This is a genomic window from Komagataeibacter europaeus LMG 18890 (genome assembly GCF_000285295.1).
GTDB classification, from domain to species: domain Bacteria; phylum Pseudomonadota; class Alphaproteobacteria; order Acetobacterales; family Acetobacteraceae; genus Komagataeibacter; species Komagataeibacter europaeus.
This window is the reverse complement of sequence record NZ_CADP01000019.1, coordinates 26,551-48,071: the sequence shown is the minus strand read 5'-3', so window position 1 is coordinate 48,071 and position 21,521 is coordinate 26,551. Positions and strand designations below refer to the sequence as shown.

25 protein-coding genes are annotated in these 21,521 nt (G+C 63.7%); 12 read left to right on the top strand and 13 right to left on the bottom strand.

Translation table 11 applies throughout. The annotated features are described in order from the left end of the window. Positions 1–59: 59 nt before the first annotated feature. From GEU01_RS08410 to GEU01_RS26210, 7 genes are all read left to right on the top strand, one after another. Positions 60–1,688 (top strand): gp53-like domain-containing protein, encoded by a 1,629-nt coding sequence (locus GEU01_RS08410; protein ID WP_019085721.1) that lies wholly within the window; start codon positions 60–62, stop codon positions 1,686–1,688. A 12-nt stretch (positions 1,689–1,700) separates the two neighbouring features. Further along, positions 1,701–2,237, top strand: coding sequence for a hypothetical protein (locus tag GEU01_RS08405; RefSeq protein WP_019085720.1), 537 nt, complete (start codon positions 1,701–1,703; stop codon positions 2,235–2,237). A gap of 62 nt (positions 2,238–2,299) precedes the next feature. After that, positions 2,300–2,743, top strand: coding sequence for a hypothetical protein (locus GEU01_RS08400; RefSeq protein WP_019085719.1), 444 nt, complete (start codon positions 2,300–2,302; stop codon positions 2,741–2,743). Beyond that, positions 2,743–3,165, top strand: coding sequence for a structural protein (locus GEU01_RS08395; protein ID WP_019085718.1), 423 nt, complete (start codon positions 2,743–2,745; stop codon positions 3,163–3,165). The genes GEU01_RS08400 and GEU01_RS08395 overlap by 1 nt, the downstream gene beginning before the upstream one ends. Then, positions 3,162–3,503, top strand: a complete 342-nt coding sequence (locus GEU01_RS08390; protein WP_019085717.1) for a hypothetical protein — start codon at positions 3,162–3,164, stop codon at positions 3,501–3,503. Before GEU01_RS08395 ends, GEU01_RS08390 begins: the two co-directional genes overlap by 4 nt. Before the next feature lie 23 nt (positions 3,504–3,526). Next, a complete protein-coding gene (locus tag GEU01_RS08385; protein ID WP_019085716.1) occupies positions 3,527–4,105 on the top strand; it encodes a twin-arginine translocation signal domain-containing protein in 579 nt (192 codons plus the stop codon). Beyond that, positions 4,102–4,245: a hypothetical protein gene (locus tag GEU01_RS26210; RefSeq protein ID WP_019085715.1), complete on the top strand. Its 144-nt coding sequence runs from the start codon at positions 4,102–4,104 to the stop codon at positions 4,243–4,245. The genes GEU01_RS08385 and GEU01_RS26210 overlap by 4 nt, the downstream gene beginning before the upstream one ends. Positions 4,246–4,422: 177 nt before the next feature. Here GEU01_RS26210 and GEU01_RS25680 read toward each other — a convergent pair whose 3' ends face one another. Together GEU01_RS25680 and GEU01_RS26760 are read right to left on the bottom strand one after the other, a co-directional pair. Next, positions 4,423–4,872: a hypothetical protein gene (locus GEU01_RS25680; protein ID WP_157212828.1), complete on the bottom strand. Its 450-nt coding sequence runs from the start codon at positions 4,870–4,872 to the stop codon at positions 4,423–4,425. A 324-nt stretch (positions 4,873–5,196) separates the two neighbouring features. After that, complete coding sequence (locus GEU01_RS26760; RefSeq protein WP_232272460.1) at positions 5,197–5,310, bottom strand: ribbon-helix-helix protein, CopG family; 114 nt, start codon at positions 5,308–5,310, stop codon at positions 5,197–5,199. A 161-nt stretch (positions 5,311–5,471) separates the two neighbouring features. Between GEU01_RS26760 and GEU01_RS08360 the strand changes: the two genes are divergently transcribed. From GEU01_RS08360 to GEU01_RS08345, 3 genes are all read left to right on the top strand, one after another. Continuing rightward, positions 5,472–6,230 (top strand): Rha family transcriptional regulator, encoded by a 759-nt coding sequence (locus GEU01_RS08360; protein ID WP_019085711.1) that lies wholly within the window; start codon positions 5,472–5,474, stop codon positions 6,228–6,230. A gap of 441 nt (positions 6,231–6,671) precedes the next feature. Continuing rightward, the gene (locus GEU01_RS08350) at positions 6,672–7,475 is read left to right on the top strand and encodes a hypothetical protein (protein WP_019085709.1); all 804 of its coding nucleotides are present in this window, start codon (positions 6,672–6,674) and stop codon (positions 7,473–7,475) included. Continuing rightward, the gene (locus GEU01_RS08345) at positions 7,472–8,095 is read left to right on the top strand and encodes a hypothetical protein (RefSeq protein WP_019085708.1); all 624 of its coding nucleotides are present in this window, start codon (positions 7,472–7,474) and stop codon (positions 8,093–8,095) included. Before GEU01_RS08350 ends, GEU01_RS08345 begins: the two co-directional genes overlap by 4 nt. A 431-nt stretch (positions 8,096–8,526) precedes the next feature. On the opposite strand, the gene GEU01_RS22505 is transcribed toward GEU01_RS08345, so the two are convergent. From GEU01_RS22505 to GEU01_RS08320, 5 genes are all read right to left on the bottom strand, one after another. Continuing rightward, a complete protein-coding gene (locus tag GEU01_RS22505; RefSeq protein ID WP_019085707.1) occupies positions 8,527–10,776 on the bottom strand; it encodes an EAL domain-containing protein in 2,250 nt (749 codons plus the stop codon). Between the two features lie 320 nt (positions 10,777–11,096). Further along, complete coding sequence (locus GEU01_RS08335; protein ID WP_010508192.1) at positions 11,097–11,357, bottom strand: DUF6587 family protein; 261 nt, start codon at positions 11,355–11,357, stop codon at positions 11,097–11,099. Further along, on the bottom strand, positions 11,357–13,192 hold the full coding sequence (feoB, locus tag GEU01_RS08330) for a ferrous iron transport protein B (protein ID WP_019085706.1): 1,836 nt from the start codon (positions 13,190–13,192) through the stop codon (positions 11,357–11,359). The genes GEU01_RS08335 and feoB overlap by 1 nt, the downstream gene beginning before the upstream one ends. Further along, positions 13,189–13,437: a FeoA family protein gene (locus GEU01_RS08325; RefSeq protein ID WP_010508194.1), complete on the bottom strand. Its 249-nt coding sequence runs from the start codon at positions 13,435–13,437 to the stop codon at positions 13,189–13,191. The genes feoB and GEU01_RS08325 overlap by 4 nt, the downstream gene beginning before the upstream one ends. A gap of 200 nt (positions 13,438–13,637) precedes the next feature. Continuing rightward, positions 13,638–14,963: a cobyrinate a,c-diamide synthase gene (locus GEU01_RS08320; RefSeq protein ID WP_026018599.1), complete on the bottom strand. Its 1,326-nt coding sequence runs from the start codon at positions 14,961–14,963 to the stop codon at positions 13,638–13,640. Between the two features lie 71 nt (positions 14,964–15,034). On the opposite strand from GEU01_RS08320, the gene GEU01_RS08315 reads away from it, so the two are divergent. Then, entirely contained in the window at positions 15,035–16,120 is a 1,086-nt protein-coding gene (locus GEU01_RS08315) for a cobalt-precorrin-5B (C(1))-methyltransferase (protein ID WP_019085704.1), read from the top strand. Between the two features lie 115 nt (positions 16,121–16,235). Here GEU01_RS08315 and cobM read toward each other — a convergent pair whose 3' ends face one another. Genes cobM through GEU01_RS08300 form a run of 3 tightly spaced genes read right to left on the bottom strand, consistent with a single transcriptional unit; the run spans position 16,236 to position 18,606 of the window. Further along, on the bottom strand, positions 16,236–16,988 hold the full coding sequence (cobM, locus tag GEU01_RS08310) for a precorrin-4 C(11)-methyltransferase (RefSeq protein ID WP_019085703.1): 753 nt from the start codon (positions 16,986–16,988) through the stop codon (positions 16,236–16,238). Then, complete coding sequence (locus tag GEU01_RS08305) at positions 16,985–17,359, bottom strand: cobalamin biosynthesis protein (RefSeq protein ID WP_019085702.1); 375 nt, start codon at positions 17,357–17,359, stop codon at positions 16,985–16,987. Before GEU01_RS08305 ends, cobM begins: the two co-directional genes overlap by 4 nt. Next, positions 17,356–18,606, bottom strand: coding sequence for a bifunctional cobalt-precorrin-7 (C(5))-methyltransferase/cobalt-precorrin-6B (C(15))-methyltransferase (locus GEU01_RS08300; protein ID WP_019085701.1), 1,251 nt, complete (start codon positions 18,604–18,606; stop codon positions 17,356–17,358). Before GEU01_RS08300 ends, GEU01_RS08305 begins: the two co-directional genes overlap by 4 nt. A 32-nt stretch (positions 18,607–18,638) precedes the next feature. Between GEU01_RS08300 and GEU01_RS08295 the strand changes: the two genes are divergently transcribed. Continuing rightward, complete coding sequence (locus GEU01_RS08295) at positions 18,639–19,409, top strand: cobalt-precorrin-6A reductase (protein WP_026018598.1); 771 nt, start codon at positions 18,639–18,641, stop codon at positions 19,407–19,409. Here GEU01_RS08295 and cobJ read toward each other — a convergent pair. From cobJ to GEU01_RS08280, 3 genes are read right to left on the bottom strand one after another with little or no spacing between them, the layout of a single operon-like run. Continuing rightward, a complete protein-coding gene (cobJ, locus tag GEU01_RS08290; RefSeq protein WP_019085699.1) occupies positions 19,373–20,146 on the bottom strand; it encodes a precorrin-3B C(17)-methyltransferase in 774 nt (257 codons plus the stop codon). The genes GEU01_RS08295 and cobJ overlap by 37 nt on opposite strands. Continuing rightward, entirely contained in the window at positions 20,143–20,880 is a 738-nt protein-coding gene (locus tag GEU01_RS08285) for a precorrin-2 C(20)-methyltransferase (protein ID WP_010508203.1), read from the bottom strand. The genes cobJ and GEU01_RS08285 overlap by 4 nt, the downstream gene beginning before the upstream one ends. Further along, the gene (locus GEU01_RS08280; RefSeq protein WP_019085698.1) at positions 20,877–21,518 is read right to left on the bottom strand and encodes a precorrin-8X methylmutase; all 642 of its coding nucleotides are present in this window, start codon (positions 21,516–21,518) and stop codon (positions 20,877–20,879) included. The genes GEU01_RS08285 and GEU01_RS08280 overlap by 4 nt, the downstream gene beginning before the upstream one ends. Between the last annotated feature and the right edge of the window lie 3 nt (positions 21,519–21,521).

Genomic DNA, 21,521 nt, shown 5'->3' with positions numbered 1-21,521 from the left:
GCCGATGTGATGCCCGCAGGCACCATCGCGTGGGTTCAGGACGTGGAGAACCCTGAATAATGGACAGACAGATCGTCTACCCCGCGCAGATCCCGCTGGACAGCGACCAGCTGAACGCCCAGCGCAATGCGTATGTGGGTCTGGGCCAGCTTGCGGCCATGGCTTACGGCTGGTCCACCGTGGCCGCCAGCGGCTTTGCCTGCGCGCCCGGAACCGGGCTGGCCGTGACCGTCGCGCCCGGATCCCTTCTGGCCCCCGGCGTGGTGGATGCATCCGCCTATGGCACGCTTGCCGCCGTTTCCAGCGCGCTGGTGCGCCAGTACGCCAGCCGCGATCCCGTCACGCTGGCGGTGCCGGGGGCAGGGGCGACCTATACCGTTTATGTCACGCCCGCCACGGTCGATACGGATGATACCGTACTGCCGTTCTACAACGCCGCCGACCCGTCCGTGACCTATGCCGGTGCCGATAACAGCGGAAAGACCGCGCCCACCGTGCGGCAGGACATGGCGCAGATCGGCATTGGCGCGTCCGTGCCGGATGGCGCATATCCGCTGTGGACCATAACCGTTCCCGCCGGGGCCACGTCCATCACGGCGGACATGATCGCACAGGCGGGTGGCGCGCCGTTTTACGACACCATCCCGCAGCTGCAGGCGGCCAAGCAGGATGCACTGGGCTTCACCCCCGTGCAGCAGGGCGGCGGCCCCAGCCAGACCACCGACAAGATCAACCTGGGTCAGGACGCAACCTATTCCGGCCTGCTGCGCATAGCGATTGATGGCGTGGACAAGGGCACCCTGCTGTCCGGCACGTATCTGGCCACCATCACGGGTACGACCGGCGACCTGCCGGGCATGGGGCTGTGGTTCCAGAGTTCGACGCAGCGCCCGGCGTTCACCTACCAGGACGCCACGGGCGCGGCCACGCTTATTGACTTGCCCAATCAGGCAGACGTGCAGCAGGTCCAGACCAACCTGACGGCTGCGATCGCCAGCCAGGCCGCTACAAATGCCACCCTGTCCGCTGATATCAGCGACTGTGTATCCGGCATTTACGGTAAGGGGTCGGGTGATTACCAGATGTTGGGTCTGTACCAGCAGGAGTCCACAGGCCGCCCCATTGCGGTCTACAACAATGGCACGACAAACGTTTTTGAAGGGATCGCGATTGCAGCGGACATCACAACGGTCCAATCAAACCTGACTACATTCCAAACTTCGCAGGCCAATGAAAACGCGACACTTGCGTCGGGCATTGCAACCAGCGTGCAGCAGCAGAATGATAGTACGACGGATGGTATAACCAGGTTCGGTTATAGTTCATATTTTGGCGCGATGTGGGCAGTAGGGGCAAGCGGAACCGCGAGAACGTGGGTCACATCCTCTGCGTCTCATGTCACAGGTGATTATGATACGTTTGTCATGGGGTCGTTACGATTCCTATCCTTCAAGGTCATGGCTTCCGATACGCAGACGATTACGTTCCCAGTCGCGTTCAGCGAAGCACCTTATGTTGCCGTATCGTCAAGTGAAACCCGCGATGGCGAGGGTAACTCGGTGAGCGCCAACGTTTATTACGGCACAACCACAAAATCCCAGTTCAACGTCCATCTGGCACAGTATGGCACGGCCATTCCCTCTACAGCCCCGGTCGAAGTGACCGTTATGGCTATGGGTGCAGCATAAGGATACTGACGCATGACCGTCACAGCACAGAACTACATCCTGTACCGCACGACCGCCCTCATATACCAGCCTGCATCCTATACCGGGATTGATGGGAAAACCGTCACGCCAGCCGCCATGACAACGCAGGCCGTCGGTTACGTAGTGGGCACGCAGATGCTATTTTCCCTGACAGGCCTTACCGTTCCGGCGGGTTTTGCCTACGCGCTGGATGCCGACGGGAAATACCCGACGGGCAGCATCTATACGCCATCCACGGAATATACGCTGTCCGGCGCATCCACGGCGGCGGCGGGGTCGCCTCTGACACTGACCCTGACGCCGGATAATGACGGGCCGGGTGCGGATACGACGGTCACGCTATCCGACGGGAACGCAGGCGGGACGTTCTCGGCTGATACCGTGACATTCAACGGCTGCACGAACACAGCCCAGACAGTGACTTATACGCCCAAGGCGGCAGGGACTGTCACGATCAGTGCCACAAACACCGATGGCCTGACCAATCCGGCCAGTCTGAGCGTCACGGTCGCTGCCGCCGCAGTCTGACCGGCCCCACAATCCGCGCCTGCCCGACCGCCCTTTGAGGCGGTTTTTTCATGAGAAGATGAATGATTGATGAACCGACGCTGGATGTTCTGGCGCGATTGGATGAGCATGATGTGCGGCTTGATCGGCATGACGGGCACCTGGAGCGGCATGACGGGCACCTGGAGCGGCACGATGTTCAGATTGAACGGCTGAATGCCGGTGTTGTCGTTCTTCAGGGCGGCCAACAGAACATCATGCAGCAGATTGCAGAGCAGCGCGGCGAAGAACGTGAACGCGCCCGAAGCCAGAAAGAACGCGATCACACGCTGTCTGACAAAATCGACAAGGCTCTTGACTCCATCAGCAAGGAACGCGGCGCGCGCGATGAACGCCAGCGCCTATTCAATCGCAATACCACGTGGGCGGTCGTGATCCTTGCCGGTCTCGGCACCCTATTGGGCTGGCAGGAATTCGGACAGACCATATGGCACAGCATTCTCCACCTTCAGGAGCCTGCGGGATAATGACCGGACAACTTCCCCGCGGCATCCGCAACAACAACCCCGGCAACCTTGATTATGTCGGGCAGCCGGGCGCGCATCTGGAAACCGGCGTTGCGGAACCGCGCTTTGCCGCGTTCCCGACCATGGGTGACGGCATCCGGGCGCTACGTGACCAGCTTCTGCGCTACGCCGAGCGCGGCCTAACCACGGTATCCAGCATCATATCGGTCTACGCGCCACCCACCGAGAACGCCACCGGGGCCTATATTTCCGGCCTATGCCGCCATATGGGCGTGCAGGCCGATACCGTGCTGGACCTACGCGACCCGGCCACCATGCGGGGGCTGATCGAGGGGATCACCACCATGGAGAACGGACCGGGGCATCTCAGTCCGGCGCAGATTTCCAGCGCCCTGTCCGGATCAAACGGAGAAATCGCATGAACACCACCGCGAAGTTCGGCGGACTTGGCGCGGTCATCGCGCTACTGCTGACCGAAGTGCCCACGCAGTATGACCTGTATGTGGCTCTGTTCATCATCGCCTGCGGGGCCGCAACCGCCATGATCCCGCCGCCGCATGCAGGCAGCAAGTGGGCCGTGGCCTATCAGGTCATGACCACCATCGGCCTTAACATCGGCTGGGCTGAAAACCACTTCAAGCCGGGACAGTCTGGCGTGCGCGTGCCGGTGGCAGACAAGCCTGCCGCCAAGCAGGCTGTGGCCTCGGCCGGTATCCCGGTCCTGAACAAGAAGGGCCAGCCGGAAACGCCGGTTTCCTAATCGATCAACAAGGAAAACACATCATGAACCCGAACATCTCCCGCCGGTCCCTGCTGCGCGCCGGGGCCGGAACGCTGGCGGCTGGCCTGCTGGCAGCCTGCACCACGACCAAGTCCGGCACGACCACCACGATCACCCTGAACGTGGCCGAGGTCGTGGATTACGGCAATGCGATCCTGTCCTTCGCCAGCACAGCCGTCAACGTGTCGTTCGTAGCGAGCGGCATGGGCACTGCCAATCTGGCACTGGCGAACACGGTCATTGCATCGCTGAAATCGGCCCTGTCCGCATTCTCGACTGCCGCCGGGTCCAGCACGTCCGTGTCCTATGACAGCGCCAGCGTGAAGGCGGCGTTCGACAGCATTCTTGCCGATGTGGAGAAGGTGGACACGCTGATCATTGCGGTCATCACCGGCACGGCGGCGAACCTGTCCAGCAGTGTGGTGTCCGAGGCCAAGACGGCAGCAGGGGCGGCGGAAACGCTGATTGACCTGCTCAAGGCCATGATCGACATGTCTGGCCCGCGCCTGCGTGGCGTGTCGCCCCTGAACGGGGATGCGGCCATCGGGCAGATCGCTGTTTTTGCGGCGTCGCAGGGATGACCACCCACGCACTCGCCGGTCTGGGCCTGTTCCTGACCGGCGCGGCGTTCTCGCAGGTGCTGGCGTTCGGCATTGCCGCATGGCGGGAACATCAGCGCAGGCGGCAGATTGACGACACGCTTGGGCCGCCTGCGCTTTAGCTGGTCCCGTCAGCCCCAGTCCAAATAAAGAAACCCCGACCCATTTAAGGGACGGGGATAAACCTACGCTTTTTCATGTTCCTCAATTTCTGATGGGCATTTTGGCGAGAATGGTTCCGCCAGCTGCCAGAACGATAGGCATGACGACGAAGGCGATAATATCCATGAACATCATCCTCACTTCTTGAGGTTCTGAACGGATTTCCCGGTAATCAAGGCCAGAACCGTCCCTCCAACGGCTGCAGCCCCAATGCTCCCGCCTGCCGCATCATGGCCATTCAGGCATAGAATCACCCCCGATATGAGCGCACCCATCGCGAATATAAAGCCGAGCAGGCGGCCAGTCATATCCATCCAGAAGCGCTGGGTCTGTTCCCGTTGCAGCCTGAATCGCTCATCGGCGGCGTTCTGTTCTGCCATACGCAGGATGCGTTCAGGCATATCCGACTGAACTGCGCCATATGCCGCAAGCTCACTTGCGGTAGGCAGGGGACCGCTGTGCTGTTGGAAAACTGCCGTTGCGCCTGCGACACCCAAAAGGGGATGACCGGCTATCGGTCCGACGTTCGCGGTAACCTTATCAGGCGTCTGGGGTGAGGGATTTTGCAATGGATGGTGTTCGGGCATCCGCGTCTTTCATTGCTCTACGCAAGGACGAACCCACTCGGCTCCATGAGCGCGCACTGATCTCGTTTGCCGTTGGGACAGGGTGATATTCAGCCGGGCTTGCGAAAGTGAGCAGGCCCGCAAACCCGGCAATGGTGCTCGCTATCAAGCGCCGCGCATGATTAGCCATACTGATTTTCTCCCCGATGAGAGCCTTATATGCATCGTGAATGAATGCATAACATGGATGGGAGGCAGATTGCCACATCTCTCATAAATGGCGCAGGCCCATTTTAGATGCCGCCCCGTCTACTCAGACGGTGCGGCTTCCATTGTTACAATTATTCAGCCCTTCTCCACCTCAAGGCCCTTCGCGATCAGGCGGCGGATGGCTTCGGCGCGGGTGATACCGTTATCGGCAGCCCATGCCTCCAACGCATCGAGAAGGGGGCGCTGCAACCGCGCACTCACTTCGTCGCTGTCTACCCTCGGTCGGCCTTTTCTTTTTTTGCTGGCATTTAATGTTGACATGCATATTTTATGCCAGCATATAATGCGGACGGCAACAGGAAATCCTACCTTCCTGCGCCGCCCTAACTATCATCAAGGGAACATACCCCATGACGACAGCTACCGCTGCCATTACCACGATTCCGCTTACCATGTCCTCCCGTGAAATCGCAGGTCTTACAGGGAAAGAGCATAGGCACGTCCGCCGTGATATTAAAAAGATGCTCGCCAACTTGGGGCTGACCGAAAATGGGTATGCCCAAACTTGGACAGACCCCCAGAATGGGCAGGAATACGAGGAATACGCCCTTCCCAAGAATCTAACGCTCAACCTGATTGCGGGCTACCGGGATGACATGCGCCTCAAGATCATCGACCGCTGGATGGAATTGGAAGCGCAGGAGCGCAAGCCGTTAGTTCCCCAGACCTACGCCGAAGCCCTTCTCGAAGCGGGCCGCATTGCGAAGGAACGCGATGCCCTGAAGGCGGAGAACAGGGAGCTTGCCGTGAAGGCCGAGGCTCTGGACCGCATTTCGTTTGCAGAGGGAGAGTTTGGCCAGCACGAAGTGGCAAAAATGATCCAGGTAAAGCCCGGCGTGTTTACCAAGTTCCTTGATACCAACCGCTGGCGCTATGCACGCGGCAAGGTAAAGCTGGCCTATCAGGACAGGATTGATGCCGGATACATGCGGAACAAGGCGCATCCATACACCGACAATAACGGCGAGGAGCATCTTGGAAATACCATTCGCATCACGACCAAGGGCTTGCTGAAGTTTGCCCAGATCGTGCCGGGTGCAAAGCTTGATCCAGTTGTCGAGGATGCCATGCGCCCTTTCGCCAAGAAACGGGAGACCGAACCGGCGTAATCCACGCCGGTCTCCCGGTCAGCGGGCACCTACCATCTGACGAAGAACTCCTGATCTGGATGGCTGAATGCGATGACTGGAACCGTGTCGTGGCGAACGAACCCCGGAATACTGAGGCGTTCATGCAGGCTAATTGGCGCAGTCTGGAAATCCAGAAGCGCCGGGGAATCCGCCCCTACGTCGAGCAGGCCCGGCAGAACTGGTTGCAGAGGCGGCGGGGGACGCAACTGCAACCAGAACGACAAAAACAGATTGCATAACCACAAGGCGGTTCTTCGGAGCCGCCTTTTTTATTGGATATACCATGACAAAACGCTTTCTCGGCTGCCTGATTATGACAGCCATCTGCCTTTCGGGATGCTCGACATACAGAGATTGCCGTTCCGAAAATATCCCCAAGGGGCAGTGCATTTTTGTAACTGTGTTTGAGAACATCCAGCCATGATCAATCGTAAACTCGGCTGCCGCCCGGCTGAACACCGGCCCGGCCAGCCACACCTGTCCGTCATGCGCGGATTCTGCGCCCGACAGGCTCCGGCGCGGCTGATCCGTGACCATATCGACCCGCACCCCGCCATGCTCGGCAATGACGCGCTGGGGGATTGCACATCGGCAGGTATCTTCAACCACATGCACGCCACGGCTGCGCTGGCCGGATTTGACGTGGCAGGCATCACCACAGACGCGGCAATCCGGTTCTACAGCCAGTCCACCGGCTACGTGCCAGGCAACCCGAACACGGACAACGGTGGCGTGGAGGTTGATGTGCTGACATCAGCGTCCCGTGACGGATGCGCCCTGACCGATCAGACCCTGTATCCGTGCTGGGGGAGTGCCGATCCGGGCGACCTGAACGGAATCCGCAACATCACCGCAGGCCTGTCTGCTGCCTATCTGGGCGTGCAGCTTGCCACGGCGGATATGTGGGAAGACCAGGATGGCAACCTGCCGCCCGTGTGGGACACGGATAGTCCGGCCGATCATGGCGACCCGACGCCGGGCAGCGCAGGCGGCCACTGCCTGCTGCTGTGGGATTACGCGGGCACGGCTGACACCGACCTTGTGACGCTCCTGACATGGGGCTGCAAGCAGAAAGCCACATGGCGCTGGGTCCGTTCCCGCATCATGGAAGTGCATGGGCTGGCGTGGGGGCAATTACACGCGCCTGGCGGCCTGTATCCGGCTGGCGATGACTGGACCGCGCTGGTCGAGGCCAATGCGGCATATCTGCGGGGCGCAGCATGAACCGGTCCGACCGCGTAGCCTTCCTGTTCGCCTGCATGGTCGGCCTGTCGGGGTGCGCTGCCCACCCGGCCCGCGTCGCAACTACCATCCCGCAGGCCATGACAGGCATCCAGTCCAGTCTGGCGCAGGCAGGAGTGGTATCGGTATCGCACGCGGGCGATTGGACTGAGGATCAGGACGCCCTGTTCGTCCGCGCTGTCCGGGCGGCACAATGCAGTCAGGGACGGTCCGATCCAGTGGTGGGAACGATTGCGGGGGACGTGACTCTGCAACTGTCTGGTCAGTTCACGCATGGCGGACAGTTCAGCGTGGGGGCAATCACGACCGCGCCCACATTTGGCGTGCAGGCCGATGCAAGCCGGGTACGCGGGCAGATGGTCAGCCTGCCGGTGGCCTATGCGCCCCTATCATCCATGCCTGACGTGGAGATGGGGCGGCAGCTTGGCTATGAGGCGTCCATGTTCGCGCAGAATGATGATGCCCGGCACGCTGAGGCAGCCCGACTGATTGCTGATCGGGAGGAACTGCGAGGGAGGGTGCAGGCGATGATTGATACCTGGGACGCAGGCGAGTGTGACGGGCGTGATCCAGTCGCGCCATTCGTGGGCGGTCATCGGTGATCTGGCGCTGGCTGCACCGGCTGTTCTGTTTGCGGAGAGGGTGCAGGAAATAGAAACGGCAGGAACCCGAAGGCCCTGCCGCTCTGTGCCAGATTACTGCGGGCCGGGCTTGATACCGGCTACGGCGTCGGGCTCACCCGATATTCGCACCTTGCTTTCGCATCCTAAATGTCATGTTTCCCAAGCGCAGCGGGCTGACCTCATTAGGGGTGCGGCATGTCCATCCACGCTGCCGCAGTATCTGGAACCTGAAACTGGTGCGGGGCTTCCACCCACTGCGACCCGAGGGTCTCTAGAAATGCGGCGCTGCGGCATCGTGACCTGCACCAACCGGATGGGTGCCGCAGCTGGGTGATTATAGGGGAAGATGCATGAAAGTACAAGAATGGTTTCCGATCACGTTCGCCATACGTTTGCGCAAAACTGAAACCTTATTGGAAAATTAATGAATTAAAACAATGCGCTAATATTTTCTTGTCGGAAACATTTTTGGCGGAAGGCGTGGTCGGCATGATTTCACGGATTGTCTTGTGCTGCCTGACCCATTTTTCCAGGTCATCGGGGGCCAGCGGCTTGGCGAACAGGTAGCCCTGCATCACATCGCAGTTCAGTTCCTCCAGCAGGCGCCACTGCTGTTCCGTCTCGACCCCTTCGGTCACCACCGTCATGCCCAGGCGCGACCCGATGCCGATCACCGCCATGGTCACGGCCTGTGCGTTGGTGTCATGCTCGAATTCATTGATGAAGCTGCGATCGATCTTGATTTCCGTCAGCGGCAGGCGCGTCAGACGCGACAGCGATGAATACCCCGTGCCGAAATCATCCATCGACAGGCCACAGCCAAGGTTGCGGATGGACTGCAGCACTTCCTCGGTATCGCGGCTGTTGTCCATCATCACGCTTTCGGTGATTTCCACCGTCAGGCGCGCGGGCTTGAGGTCATGGTCCTTCAGCAGGGCCGCGATGTGCTCGGGCAGCGCGCGGTTGCGGAAATGCACCGCCGACAGGTTCACGGCCACGGTGGGGACATGGATGCCGTCGCGATCCCATTTTACGATCTGGCGGCATGCTTCCAGCAGCGACCACCGGCCGATGGCCTCGATCTGGCCGGTTTCCTCCGCCACCGCGATGAAGCGGGAGGGATAGATGTTGCCCAGTGTCGGATGGTGCCAGCGCGACAGGGCCTCCACCCCGCTGAGTTCGAGCGTATGCGTGCGCACCTGCGGCTGGTAATGCAGGTTGAGCATGCCCTTTGCCAGCGAATCACGCAGCGCGGAACCCAGCACCAGCCGGTCCTGCGCCACCTGGTTCTTTTCCAGGTTGGCGAAGCGGAAGGTGCCGCGCCCGTTTTCCTTGGCCTGTCGCAGCGCCACATCCGCCGTGCTGAGCAGGGACTCACTATCCGGTCCGTTGTCGGGATAGGTGCTGATGCCGATCGAGCAGGAAATCGTCAGCGTGTTCTGCCCGATCTGCATGGGCTTGGCGATGGTGGCCAGCAGGCGTTCGGCAAACTCCGTGGCTTCCTTGGTGGGGCAGTTGGGCACCACCACCACGAATTCATCCCCGCCGGAACGGCTGATGACATACCCGTCCAGTGCGATGGCGCGGATACGGGCCGCGATCTCGACCAGGAACTGGTCGGCATAGACATGGCCCAGCGCGTCGTTGATATCGCGGAAACGGTCGATATCGAGCATGAAGATGGCGAACTGGCGGTTGCCATCCTGCTTGTTGATCATGCTCTCGATCACCTTGTGGACCGACGAACGGTTAAGCAGCCCGGTCAGGCTGTCAAAATTGGCAAGATGGGAAATATGTTCCTGCGTCGCATTCTGCTCGAACGCCAGCGCACAGAAGGGAATGCATGAATCAACAATGCGCTGCGGCCATGTATTGCGGCCCTGGTCCTCACGCGCATACAGGGCGAAAATGCCCTTGACCTGGCCCGAACGCGTGCAGACCGGCGTGCAGAAACACTGCTGCAGCCCCAGCGAGATACCAAGCGAACGGTAGCTGTCCCATACCAGCCGCGTGGCGTAGTTGGGATCCACCCGCAGCTTTTCCAGTTCGGAAGAGGAAATGTACAGGCTTTCCAGCGACGTCCGGTACCGCTTCGGCAGGGTGGGGCTGGACAGCACGCGCAACTGCCCATCAGCGGTGATGAGCATGAGGACCGCCACCGTGCCGGGCACGAAGCTTTCCACCCGGCGGCACAGCAGGTCGGCCACGTCCTGTATCATCATGTCGCTGGCCAGTGCCTGCAGCACGTCATTCTGCAGGATCAGGATCTTGCGCTGCTGGCTTTCATTGGTGACGTTCTTCATCACCCCCATGAAGAAGACGCGCTTGTCATGCGTGACGACCTTCGACAGCGACAGTTCACCGCATATGTATTCCCCATCGCTGCGGGTGAATTCCACTTCCCGCGATGTGCCGACAATCCGGTCCTGGCCGCTGGCGCGGCTGCGGTTCACGAACGCGTCATGCCCGCTGCGTTGCTGCGCGGGCACCAGCACGTTCACGTTCTGGCCAAGCACGTCCTTCCTGTCCAGGCCCCACAGGTTTTCCGCAGCGCTATTGAAAAAAATGACATGGTTCTGGTCATCAATAATAACGGTTGCGTCTATGGCCTGTTCCAGTGCCGAAATAAGGACTTCAGCGCTCAGGTTAGGCTTGGACATTGAATTACCTCGCAAAAGGGACAAGGGCAGCCCGTCGCCGCAAGCCGTGCGGACCGGGGGTCATAAAGTCATGGAACGGTTTGGTCACGCCGCTTGCCGGACATGCCATCATACATATCAAGGCAGGCAGGACGGTGGTAGCAGTGGGCAAGCGGATATCATATGAACGAAGGACATATATCCCGCATTATATGAAATAATGTTTATTCTGAATTTATATAAAAAAGAACCATAGCGCATGATCATGACCAAACCGGATGGTCTATATACCCCATCCTGTCGCGCTGATCCATCTGGTCATTTATCTAAAATGCGTATCTTTACCTGACCGGCCTGTCGGGCGCGCAGGTCTTGCCACCGCAGCCCGAACACCCGCCACAGCCCCCGCCGGTGCGCGGGGTTGCGTGCCGGTCGGCGTAGCGGATCAGGACAGGCGGGGCATGGACATGCCGCAGCATGGTCGCCGCCTGCCGCCACCCCTTCTGCGCCAGCAGGGGAAACAGCCGGCCCGTCCAGTACAGGGCACACGCCCCGACCAGCCCGCAGGCCAGCAGCGTCTGGAACAGCGTTGCGAGGTGCATCAGAACATCCGTGCGATATGGTAGGTCAGGAATGCCGCCACGTAGGCCAGGGCGAACAGGTAGCCCGCCGCCAGCACCACCACCCGCCATGACGCGGTTTCGCGCCGGATGACCGCAAGGGTCGCGACGCATTGCGGCGCATACACATACCATGCCAGCAGCGACAGTGCGGTGGCCATGCTCCAGTGCGTCGGCAGCATCTGCCCAAGCTGTAAGGCCGCCTGATCCGTATCCGTGCCGGAACCAAGCGAATAGACCGTGGCCAGCGCGCCCACCGCGACCTCACGCGCGGCAAGACCGGGGATCAGGGCGACGCAGATCTGCCAGTTGAAGCCCAGCGGCGCGAAGATCGGCATCATCAGGTGGCCGATCCGGCCTGCAAGGCTCCAGTCGATGGCCGGTCCCGGCGCGCCCGGTGGCGGGGCGGGAAAGCTGGATAGTCCCCACAGCAACACCGTGAGCGAGACAATGGTCGTGCCCACGCGCATGAGGAATATGCGCGCCCGTTCCCACAGCCCCAGCGCCAGGTCACGCGGATTGGGCAGCCGGTAGGCGGGCAGTTCCATAAGCAGGGTAGCTTCCTGACGGTCGGGGTTGCGCCAGCGCAGCACGCGCGCCACCACGACGGCCGACACGATGCCCAGCGCATACAGCCCGAACAGGACAAGCCCCTGCAGGTTCAGGAACCCGGCAATGTTGCGATGGGGAATGAACGCCCCGATCAGTAGCGTATAGACCGGCAGCCGGGCCGAGCAGGTCATGAGCGGCGCGATCAGGATGGTCACCAGCCGGTCGCGCGGGTTCTGGATCGTGCGCGTGGCCATGACGCCGGGCACGGCGCAGGCGAAGCTGGACAGCAGGGGGATGAAGGACCGTCCGCTCAGCCCCGCAAAGGACATGAGCCGGTCCAGCAGGAACGCGGCGCGGGGCAGGTACCCCGATTCCTCAAGCACCAGTATCCATGCAAACAGGATCAGGATCTGCGGCAGGAACGTCACGACGCTGCCCGCCCCCGCGATTACGCCATCCACGATCAGGCTGCGCAGCACGCCATCGGGCAGTAATTGCCCGACCTGCTGCCCCAGCCAGCCCATGCCCGCGTCAATTCCGTCCATCAGGGGCTGCGCCCACGCGAAAACCGCCTGGAACATGAAGAACAGCAGCACGATCAGGATGACCGGTCCCCACACCGGGTGCAGCACCCAGCGGTCCAGCCGTTCTTCCACCCGGTCGGACAGGGGGGTGGAATGGGTCACGCAGTCCGACAGGATCTGGCGCACCATCGCATGCAGGTCCGTGCCGGCGGGCAGCGCGACGGGGACTGGCGGCGGCGCGCCATCAAGCCGTTCCAGCAGGCTGCGTGCCCCGTCGCGCCGGATGCCCACCGTTGGCACCACCGGCATGCCGATTTCGGCCTGCAGGCGCGGCAGGTCGATTTCCATGCCGTTGCGCTGTGCCGCGTCAATCATGTTCAGCGCCAGCACCACCGGGCGGCCAAGGGCCCGCATTTCCAGCACGAAGCGCAGGTGCAGCCGCAGGTTCGTCGCATCGGCAACACAGACCAGCAGGTCGGGCGCGGCCTCCCCCCGGTAGGTTCCGGCGCAGACGTCGCGGGTTACGGCCTCGTCGGGGCTGGTGGCGTTCAGGCTGTAGGCGCCGGGCAGGTCCAGCAGGCGCACGGTACGGCCCGCGGGCGTGGTGAACCAGCCTTCCTTGCGTTCCACCGTGGCGCCAGCGTAATTGGCCACTTTCTGCCGGCTGCCGGTCAGCAGGTTGAACAGCGCCGTCTTGCCGCAGTTCGGGTTGCCCACCAGCGCGATGTTGAGGGCCGTCATGCCTGCACCCCCGCAGTGTGTACGTTCACGCGGGCTGCTTCCGTGCGGCGCAGGGCAAAGCGTGTAAAGCCGATGCGCACCGCCAGCGGGTCGCCCCCCAGGGGGGCTGTCGCGACAATGCGCACCGCCTCACCCGGCACGAAGCCGAGTTCACGCAGTCTCTGGGCCACGGGGTCGGTGCTGCCGTGGTCATCAACGCTGTCAATCACGGCGTCGGTTCCGCGTGGCAGGTCACTCAGTCGCATAAGGCGATATTATCCGGACAATAGAAGTAAGTGATAATTATTATTAAATACTGGTGGAAATGTTGTCCATCATGTTTGTTCCGATACCTGCGCCATGGCGGGTACGGGTATGTTCGTGGCGCATGTAACGCCAGGGAAGCCGTGCGCCGCTGCGTGAGCGCGTGTCGCCATACCTCTGGCCATGGGTGATGGGCCGCCCGTCAGGACAGGGTTCCCGCCGTGGACAGCACATGGAAGAACGTGCCCGATACATGCCCGCGTCGTGCGCCGCCGGCGCCACGGTCCACGCCATAGCCATCATGCAGGCTGGCCAGCGGCGCATCCGGGCCGGGATCGGTGACCGTGGCGTAATGGAATTCATGCCCACGCAACACTGTGCCCACGACCCCGATGGCGCAGTCATGGCGCAGGGTGGCGCTACGGTATCCAAGATTCATGCGGCGCCTGGCAAAGGACGTGGCATGTCCCAGCAGGCCGGTCATGCGGTGGGTCTCGCCCGCCTTGTCCGTCAGGCTTTCCCCCAGCACCATGAAGCCGCCGCATTCCCCATGCACCGGCCGGGTCTGCGCGAACCGCGCCAGCGCATGGCGGAAATGTCCTGCCGCCGCCAGTTGTCCGGCGTGCAGTTCGGGATAACCGCCGGGCAGCCAGCAGGCATCGCATCTGTCATCCGGGCCTTCGTCATCAAGGGGGGAAAAGGGATGGATCTCCGCCCCCGCGCTGCGCCAGCCCGCCACGACATGCGCGTAAAGGAAGGAAAAGGCCGCATCATTCGCCACCGCGATCCGTTGTCCCGGTGGGGGCAGGGCGATGGTTGCAGGTGCCACGGGGTCGATATGCGGCGGCAGGGCGCAGGCCAGTATGGCGTCCAGGTCAAGGTCGCGTTCCGCCTGTGCCGCCAGCCGCGCCGCCAGTTCGTCCAGGCCGCCATGCTCACGCGCCTGCACCAGTCCCAGATGGCGTTCGGGCATCTGCAACTGCGTATCACGCCCGAACGCGCCCAGCACCGGTATGCCCGTGGCGGTAATGGCCTGTGTCGCCATGGCGGCATGGCGGGGGGAGCCGACGCGGTTCAGGATGACGCCTGCGATCCGGACCGTGGGATCCAGCGTGGCGAAGCCCAGCGCGGTGGCCGCCGCCGACTGCCCCTGCCCGGAAATATCCAGCACCAGTATGACCGGCAGGCCAAAGCGCGCGGCGATATCCGCCGGCGCGCCACGGGCGCCACGGGGGTCCATAAGCCCGTCAAACAGCCCCATGGAGGCCTCGGTCACCAGTATCTCGCAGTCCAGGCAGGCCTGCGCCATGACATCATCCAGCAGTGCGGGCGGCATGGCCCAGCTATCCAGATTGAGGCTGGAACGCCCGGTCAGTGCTTCATGAAAGGCGGGGTCGATATAATCCGGCCCGGTCTTGGCCCCGCGCACCCCAACGCCCCGGCGGCGCAGGGCGGCCAGCAGGGCCAGCGTCAGCGTGGTCTTGCCGCCGCCTGATCGGGGCGCGGCTATCATCAGCCCTCGTGTCATCGTGTCCGTTCCTGCTAGACCGTGGTGAGCGGAGCCACCTTATTACCCCGTAGGGAAAGAAGATCACCCAGATGGAGCGTACCCATACCAGCCTGCGCCGGGGATGGACCACAGGCAGTTGCGCCACCGCCGCCGCCCGTGCCGCGTGGAATGGGCTGTGCGGGGGCGAATTTCCCGATCCGGTGACCATCACCCTGCCCGGCGGGCAGTCCGTGGCCTTTGCGCTGGCCGCCCACGGGCATGAAGGCGATGGCGCATGGGCGGCGGTGGTGAAGGATGCGGGCGATGACCCGGACGTGACCCACGGCGCGCATGTGCGCGTGGACGTGCGCCGTGGCCCGCCGGGCAGCGGCGTGGTGTTTCAGGCGGGTGATGGCGTGGGGACCGTGACCCTGCCCGGCCTGCCCATTCCGCCGGGTGAACCTGCCATCAACCCCGTGCCCCGCCACATGATCCGCACCGCCCTGCGTGACGTGGCGGGGCGGGAGCCGGATGTGGTGGTGACGGTGTCCATCGCGGGGGGACGGGGTATGGCGCGGCATACGCTCAATGGTCGCCTGGGGATTGTTGGCGGCCTGTCCATTCTGGGCACGACGGGCATTGTCGTGCCGTTTTCCTGTGCCGCGTGGATCGACAGCATCCATCGTGGTGTGGACGTGGCGCGCGCGCTGGACCTGCCGCATGTGGCGGGCTGCACGGGTGATGTGTCGGAACGCGCCACGCGGGCACTGTACGGCCTGCCGGAAGAAGCCATGCTGGAAATGGGGGATTTTGCCGGTGGCCTGCTGAAATACCTGCGCCGTCATCCGGTGGGCCGCGTGACCATTGGCGGCGGCGTGGCCAAGATGACCAAGCTGGCGCAGGGGTTTCTTGACCTGCATTCCCGCCGCGGGCAGGCGGACATGACCCGTCTGGCGGATCTTGCGCGCGATATCGCGGCCCCCGACGCGGTGGTGGCGGCCATTGCGCAGGCCCATTCCGTCGCCGCTGCCTTCGCGCTGGCGCAGCAGGCGGGATTTCCCCTTGGCCCGGCGGTGGCGCGTGGGGCATGGGCATGTGCGCGGGATGTTCTGGCAGGATGCGACTGCATGCTGGATGTGCTGCTGTTCGACCGCGCGGGCCTGCTTGTTGCCCGGTATGGTCCTTCGCCAGTCTAGAATAATGCTTTGATAAAAATAAGAGTTTTTGGGTGCTGCCTTTTTCCGGAAAGGCGGCGTTCTTTGAAGCTTTTTGAAAAAAGCTTCATCAAGAACTTCTGTCTGGGACAGTTTTTCAGGACCGGAAACGGCGGTGGTAATCGGCGTTATACAGCGCGCTTTCACGGAAATCATGCGTGCTCAGCGCTTGGCCAACCAGCACCAGCGCCGTGCGCTCGATCGGATTTTCAGCCAGCTTCTGGCAAATATCCCCCAGCGTGCCGCGCAGCACCAGCTGATCGGGCCATGTCGCCCGCGCCACGATGGCCACGGGGCACGTCGCGCCGTAAAACGGGGTCAGGTCAGCCACAATCTGGTCCAGCACATGAATGGCCAGGTGGATGGCAAGCGTCGCGCCCGTCGCGCCGAAAGCCGCCAGCTTCTCACGCTCCGGCATGGCCGATGCCCGGCCGCTGATACGGGTCAGCACCACGCTCTGCGCCACTTCTGGCATTGTCAGTTCACGCCCCAGCACGGAGGCGGCGGCGGCAAAGGCGGGCACGCCCGGCGTCATGGTCCACGGGATGTCGTGGCGGTCAAGACGGCGGATCTGTTCGGCCACGGCGCTGTAGACCGACAGGTCGCCCGAATGCAGGCGGGCTATGTCCTGTCCTGCCGCGTGGGCCCTGACGTATTCCGCTTCGATCAGGTCCAGCGTCAGGGGGGCTGTGTCCACCAGCCGCGCATCCGGCGGGCAGTGTGCCAGCATTTCGGTCGGCACGATGGAGCCTGCGTACAGGCAGACCGGGCATTTCGCCAGCAGGTCGCGCCCGCGCAGCGTCAGCAGGTCGGCGGCCCCCGGGCCTGCGCCAATGAAATGTACGGTCATGCATTTTCTCCCTGTGCCATGGCACATGTTGCGTGGGTGCCGGTCAGGCGCGGCACGATCAGGCGTGACCGCGCCCCCGCCGCCGCCAGCGCGCAGCCTTCCGCGACCGATGCCACCACCAGTGCTGCCTGCGCGCGGGCGGAACGGGTGACGCAGCGTGGCTGGGCTGTGGCCAGTTCGTCGGGTGTCACGGCGCGCAGCGTCAGGCCCAGCCGGGCGAGTGCCGCCTGCAACCCGGCTTCGCGGTAGCGGAAGGCGGGCACGGCCACAAGGTCCGGTCGCAGGCCGCAGCGTTCATGGGCTTCGCGCAGCAGGTCAAGGATCACGTCCGCCGCGCACCCGCTGCGCAGGCCAAGTCCCGCGACAATCATGCAGGTGCGTCTGCCGTGCGGGTGACGGCATAGCTGGTCACGGTCATGCCGGGACGGAAACCGTGGAAGCGCCCGATGGCTTCCAGCCGTTCCACCTGCATGCGCGTCAGCATTCCCCCCCAGCGGGCATGGGCGGCGATGACAGCGGCCTCGCTTTCCAGCGTCACGGCATTGGCGACCAGTCGCCCGCCCGGCCGCAGGGCGTGCCATGCGGTGTCCAGCATGCCGGGATTGCTTATGCCCCCCCCAATGAAAATGGCGTCGGGTGCGGGCAGGCCATCGGCCGTAAGGGTGGGCAGGACGGCAGGCGCTTCCCCCGCCACGACATGCAGCGCGGGCACGCCCAGGTTCAGGGCGTTATGGGCGATACGCGCCCGGCGGTCGGCTGATTTTTCAATGGCGATGGCCCGGTTGGCCGGGTGGCGCAGCATCCATTCAATGCTGATGGACCCTGATCCCCCGCCAATGTCCCACAGTACCTCGCCCCGTCGCGGGGCAAGGGCGGACAGGGTCGCGGCCCGGATCTCGCGCTTGGTGATCTGCCCGTCATGGGCGAACATGTCATCGGGCAGGCCGCAGGCCAGCGGGATGACCAGCGCATCCCGCGTGGCCACGATCTCCAGCGCCATCAGGTTCAGCCGGGGCGGGCGGGGCGCATCCGCCGCCGCCATTTCCGCGACCGTGCCGGTGTGGCGTGTCTGTCCCGCCCCGCCCAGCGCGCCCAGCACGTGCATAATGGACGGCCCGAAACCACGTTCATGCAGCCAGCGGGCGAAGTGCGCCGGGCTGTCTTCATCCGCCGACAGCACCACCAGCCGCGCACCGGGCTGCAGGGTAGGGGCCACGGCCTCCATCGGGCGACCGCACAGGGACAGTACATTTATATCCTGTTCCGCCCAGCCCAACAGGTTGCATGCCAGCGCCACGCAGGACGGGGCGGGATGACAGGCCATTTCGCCCATCGGCACATGCTGGCGCAGCGTGGTCCCCACTCCGAACAGGAACGGATCCCCCGATGCCAGCACGCAGACGGATTCCCCCCGATGGGCCAGCACCCGGGCAATGCCATCGGCAAAGGGGTGTGGCCACGCCAGCGTCCGTCCGGTTATCACCGATGCCGCAAGGGCAAGGTGGCGCGCACCACCGACCACCAGCCCGGCCCCCGCGACCAGCGCGCGGGTTGCGGGGGGCAGCCCCTCGACACCCTCTTCGCCAATGCCGATAACATGCAGCCATGGGGTGGTCATGCGCGGTCCCCGTTGAACGCGGAAGGGAAAAGATGCGGGTTCTGGTTCTGGGGGGCACGACGGAGGCCCGCGAACTGTATGGATTGCTGGAACAGGCGGGCGCGCGTTTTGATGCCACGGTCTCCCTCGCCGGGGCCACGCGTGCGCCGGTCCTGCCACGGCTTGCCGTCCGGATTGGCGGATTTGGCGGGGTGGATGGCCTGCGGGACTGGCTCGTGGCGCATCGGACGGACGCGGTCATCGACGCCACCCATCCCTTTGCCGTGCGCATGAGCGCCAACGCCGCGCAGGCGTGTACGCAGGCCGGTGTCGCGCTGCTGCGCGTGGAACGCCCCGGCTGGACGCCGGTGGCGGGTGACCGCTGGATACGGGTGGCTGACATGGAAGCGGCCGCCCGCGCGCTGGGCAGTACGCCGCGCCGCGTGCTGCTGACGGTGGGGCGCAAGGACCTGCTGCCCTTCCATCATGCAGGTGCGCATGACTGGCTGCTGCGCAGCGTGGACCGGCCGGATGCGTCCCTGCTGCCGCCTGGTGCGCGGGTGCTGCAGGCACGTGGTCCCTTTGATGTCGCGGCTGAGGACGCCCTGCTGCGTGATGAACGGATTGATGTGATCGTCACCAAGAATTCGGGCGGAACCGCCACCTATGCCAAGCTGGCGGCGGCGCGCGCGGGGGGGGTGCCGGTCATCATGGTGGACCGGCCGCCAGTGGCCGCCGCCCCCACCGTGGCGGACGCGGTGGGGGCCATGGCATGGCTGGAACGCCTTTACGCGCACGTCTCTTCCACCCGGCGGGAGGTATAGAGCCATTTGCCGCCATCCGCGCAGTCGATCACATGGGTCAGCGGGCAGCCGATCAGCACCAGCGTGCTCATGTCCACCTGTTCGGGGTCGGCATGCGCGATATCGGTCAGGATCACCTGTTCGTCCGGGCGGCCTATGGCGCGGGCGAACGCCACCGGCACATCACCGGGCAGGATGGTGCGCAGCAGGTCCAGCGCCTCGCCCAGCTGGTCGGGGCGGGCCTTTGATCGCGGGTTGTACAGCGCAATGACCAGCCCGGCCCCGGCGGCGGCCGCCAGCCTGCGGTGCACGACCGCGCGCGGCTTGAGGTTGTCGGACAGGGAAATGACGCAGAAATCCCCCCCCAGCGGCGCGCCCAGCCGGGCGGCGGCGGCCAGCACGGCGGAAACACCCGGTATGACCGTAACATCCACCCCCCGCCACGCGGCGGGGCCGTGGTCGATGGCCTCAAACACTGCGCTGGCCATGCCGAATACGCCCGCGTCGCCACCGGATACGACTGCCACGGTCCGTCCCGCCAGCGCCAGTTCAATGGCATGGCGCGCGCGGTCGAGTTCCACACGGTTGTCAGAGGCGTGGCGCACGACTTCCGGCCCGGCCCCGACCCGCGCGACATAGGGCGCATAGCCGATCAGGTCGGTGGCCTGCGCCAGTGCGGCACTGGCCTGCGGGGTTACCTGTTCCGGCGACCCGGGGCCAAGCCCCACGATGAAGATGCGCCCTGCCGCCTGCGTCATCGCGCGTCCTCCCGCCCCGGCACAAGGATAATGGAGAAATAGGGTGCCGGTCCCGTCATGTCGGTCAGCTTCATCCAGCACTGCTGCGGCTGGGTCGCGCGTTCGACATAGATCGCCCGCTCCTCGCGTCCGGCATGGCGCAGGGCGGTGCGTACCTTTTCAAGATTGCGGCCCAGTTTCATGATGACGGCGGCATCCGCCCGTTCCAGCCATGTGGTCAGCGCCGCTTCATCCAGCGTGCCTGGAATGACGCACAGCACGTCATCGCCATGCACCATGGGCTGCCGTGCCGCCGACCAGCATCCGCCCATGGCGGTAATGCCGGGCACGACGGTGCAGGCAAAGCGTTCATGCAGCCGGTCGAACACATACATGGCCGATCCGAACAGGAACGGGTCCCCTTCACACAGCAGGGTCACGTCCTGGCCATTTTGCAGGTGTCCTGCAATGTGTTCGGCGCATTCGTCATAAAACGTGGCCATGCGTACAAGATAGGCCGGGTCGCTGACCGGGATTTCCGTGGTGAAGGGATAGGCGAAGCGCAGGGTCTTCGCCCGTTCGGGCAGCATGTCGCCCGCAATCTGGCGGGCATGGCCGGGACGGTCATGGCGACAGAACCATGCCACCACCGGGCTTTCACGCAGTATGCGCGCGGCCTTTATGGTCATGAGTTCCGGGTCACCCGGCCCCATGCCCAGGATGGACAGGCGGCCGGTTGCGGCGTTGCCGGTCATTCCGCTTCACTCGCCAGCGCGTTGACGGTGGCTGCCGCCATGGCGCTGCCGCCCAGGCGGCCACGCACGATGATGAACGGCAGGTCACCAAATTCCGCCAGCGCTTCCTTGGATTCCGCCGCACCGACAAAGCCGACCGGCATGCCAATGACCGCAGCAGGCCGGGGCGCGCCCGCGCGGATCATTTCCAGCAGGTGGAACAGGGCGGTCGGCGCATTGCCAATGGCCACCACCGCGCCATCCAGCTGGTCGCCCCACAGGTCCATTGCCGCAGCCGAGCGGGTATTGCCGATCTCCCTGGCAATAACCGGCGTGCGCGGGTCGCGCAGCGTGCAGATGACCGGGTTGTCGGCCGGCAGGCGCGCGCGGGTCACGCCGTGGGCGACCATGTTCGCGTCACACAGGATGGGCTTGCCCGCCAGCAGGGCCGCACGTGCGCTGCTTACGAAATCGGGGGACATGCGGATGGATTTCACCACATCCACCATGCCGCAGGCATGGATGATGCGTACGACCACGCGAGCTTCCGCCTCGCCCAGTCCGCTCAGATCGGCTTCGGCGCGGATGATGGCAAAGGAACGGGCATAGATCGCCGCCCCGTCATGAATGTAGTCGTACGGTTCCGTCTGCGGGGTCATGCC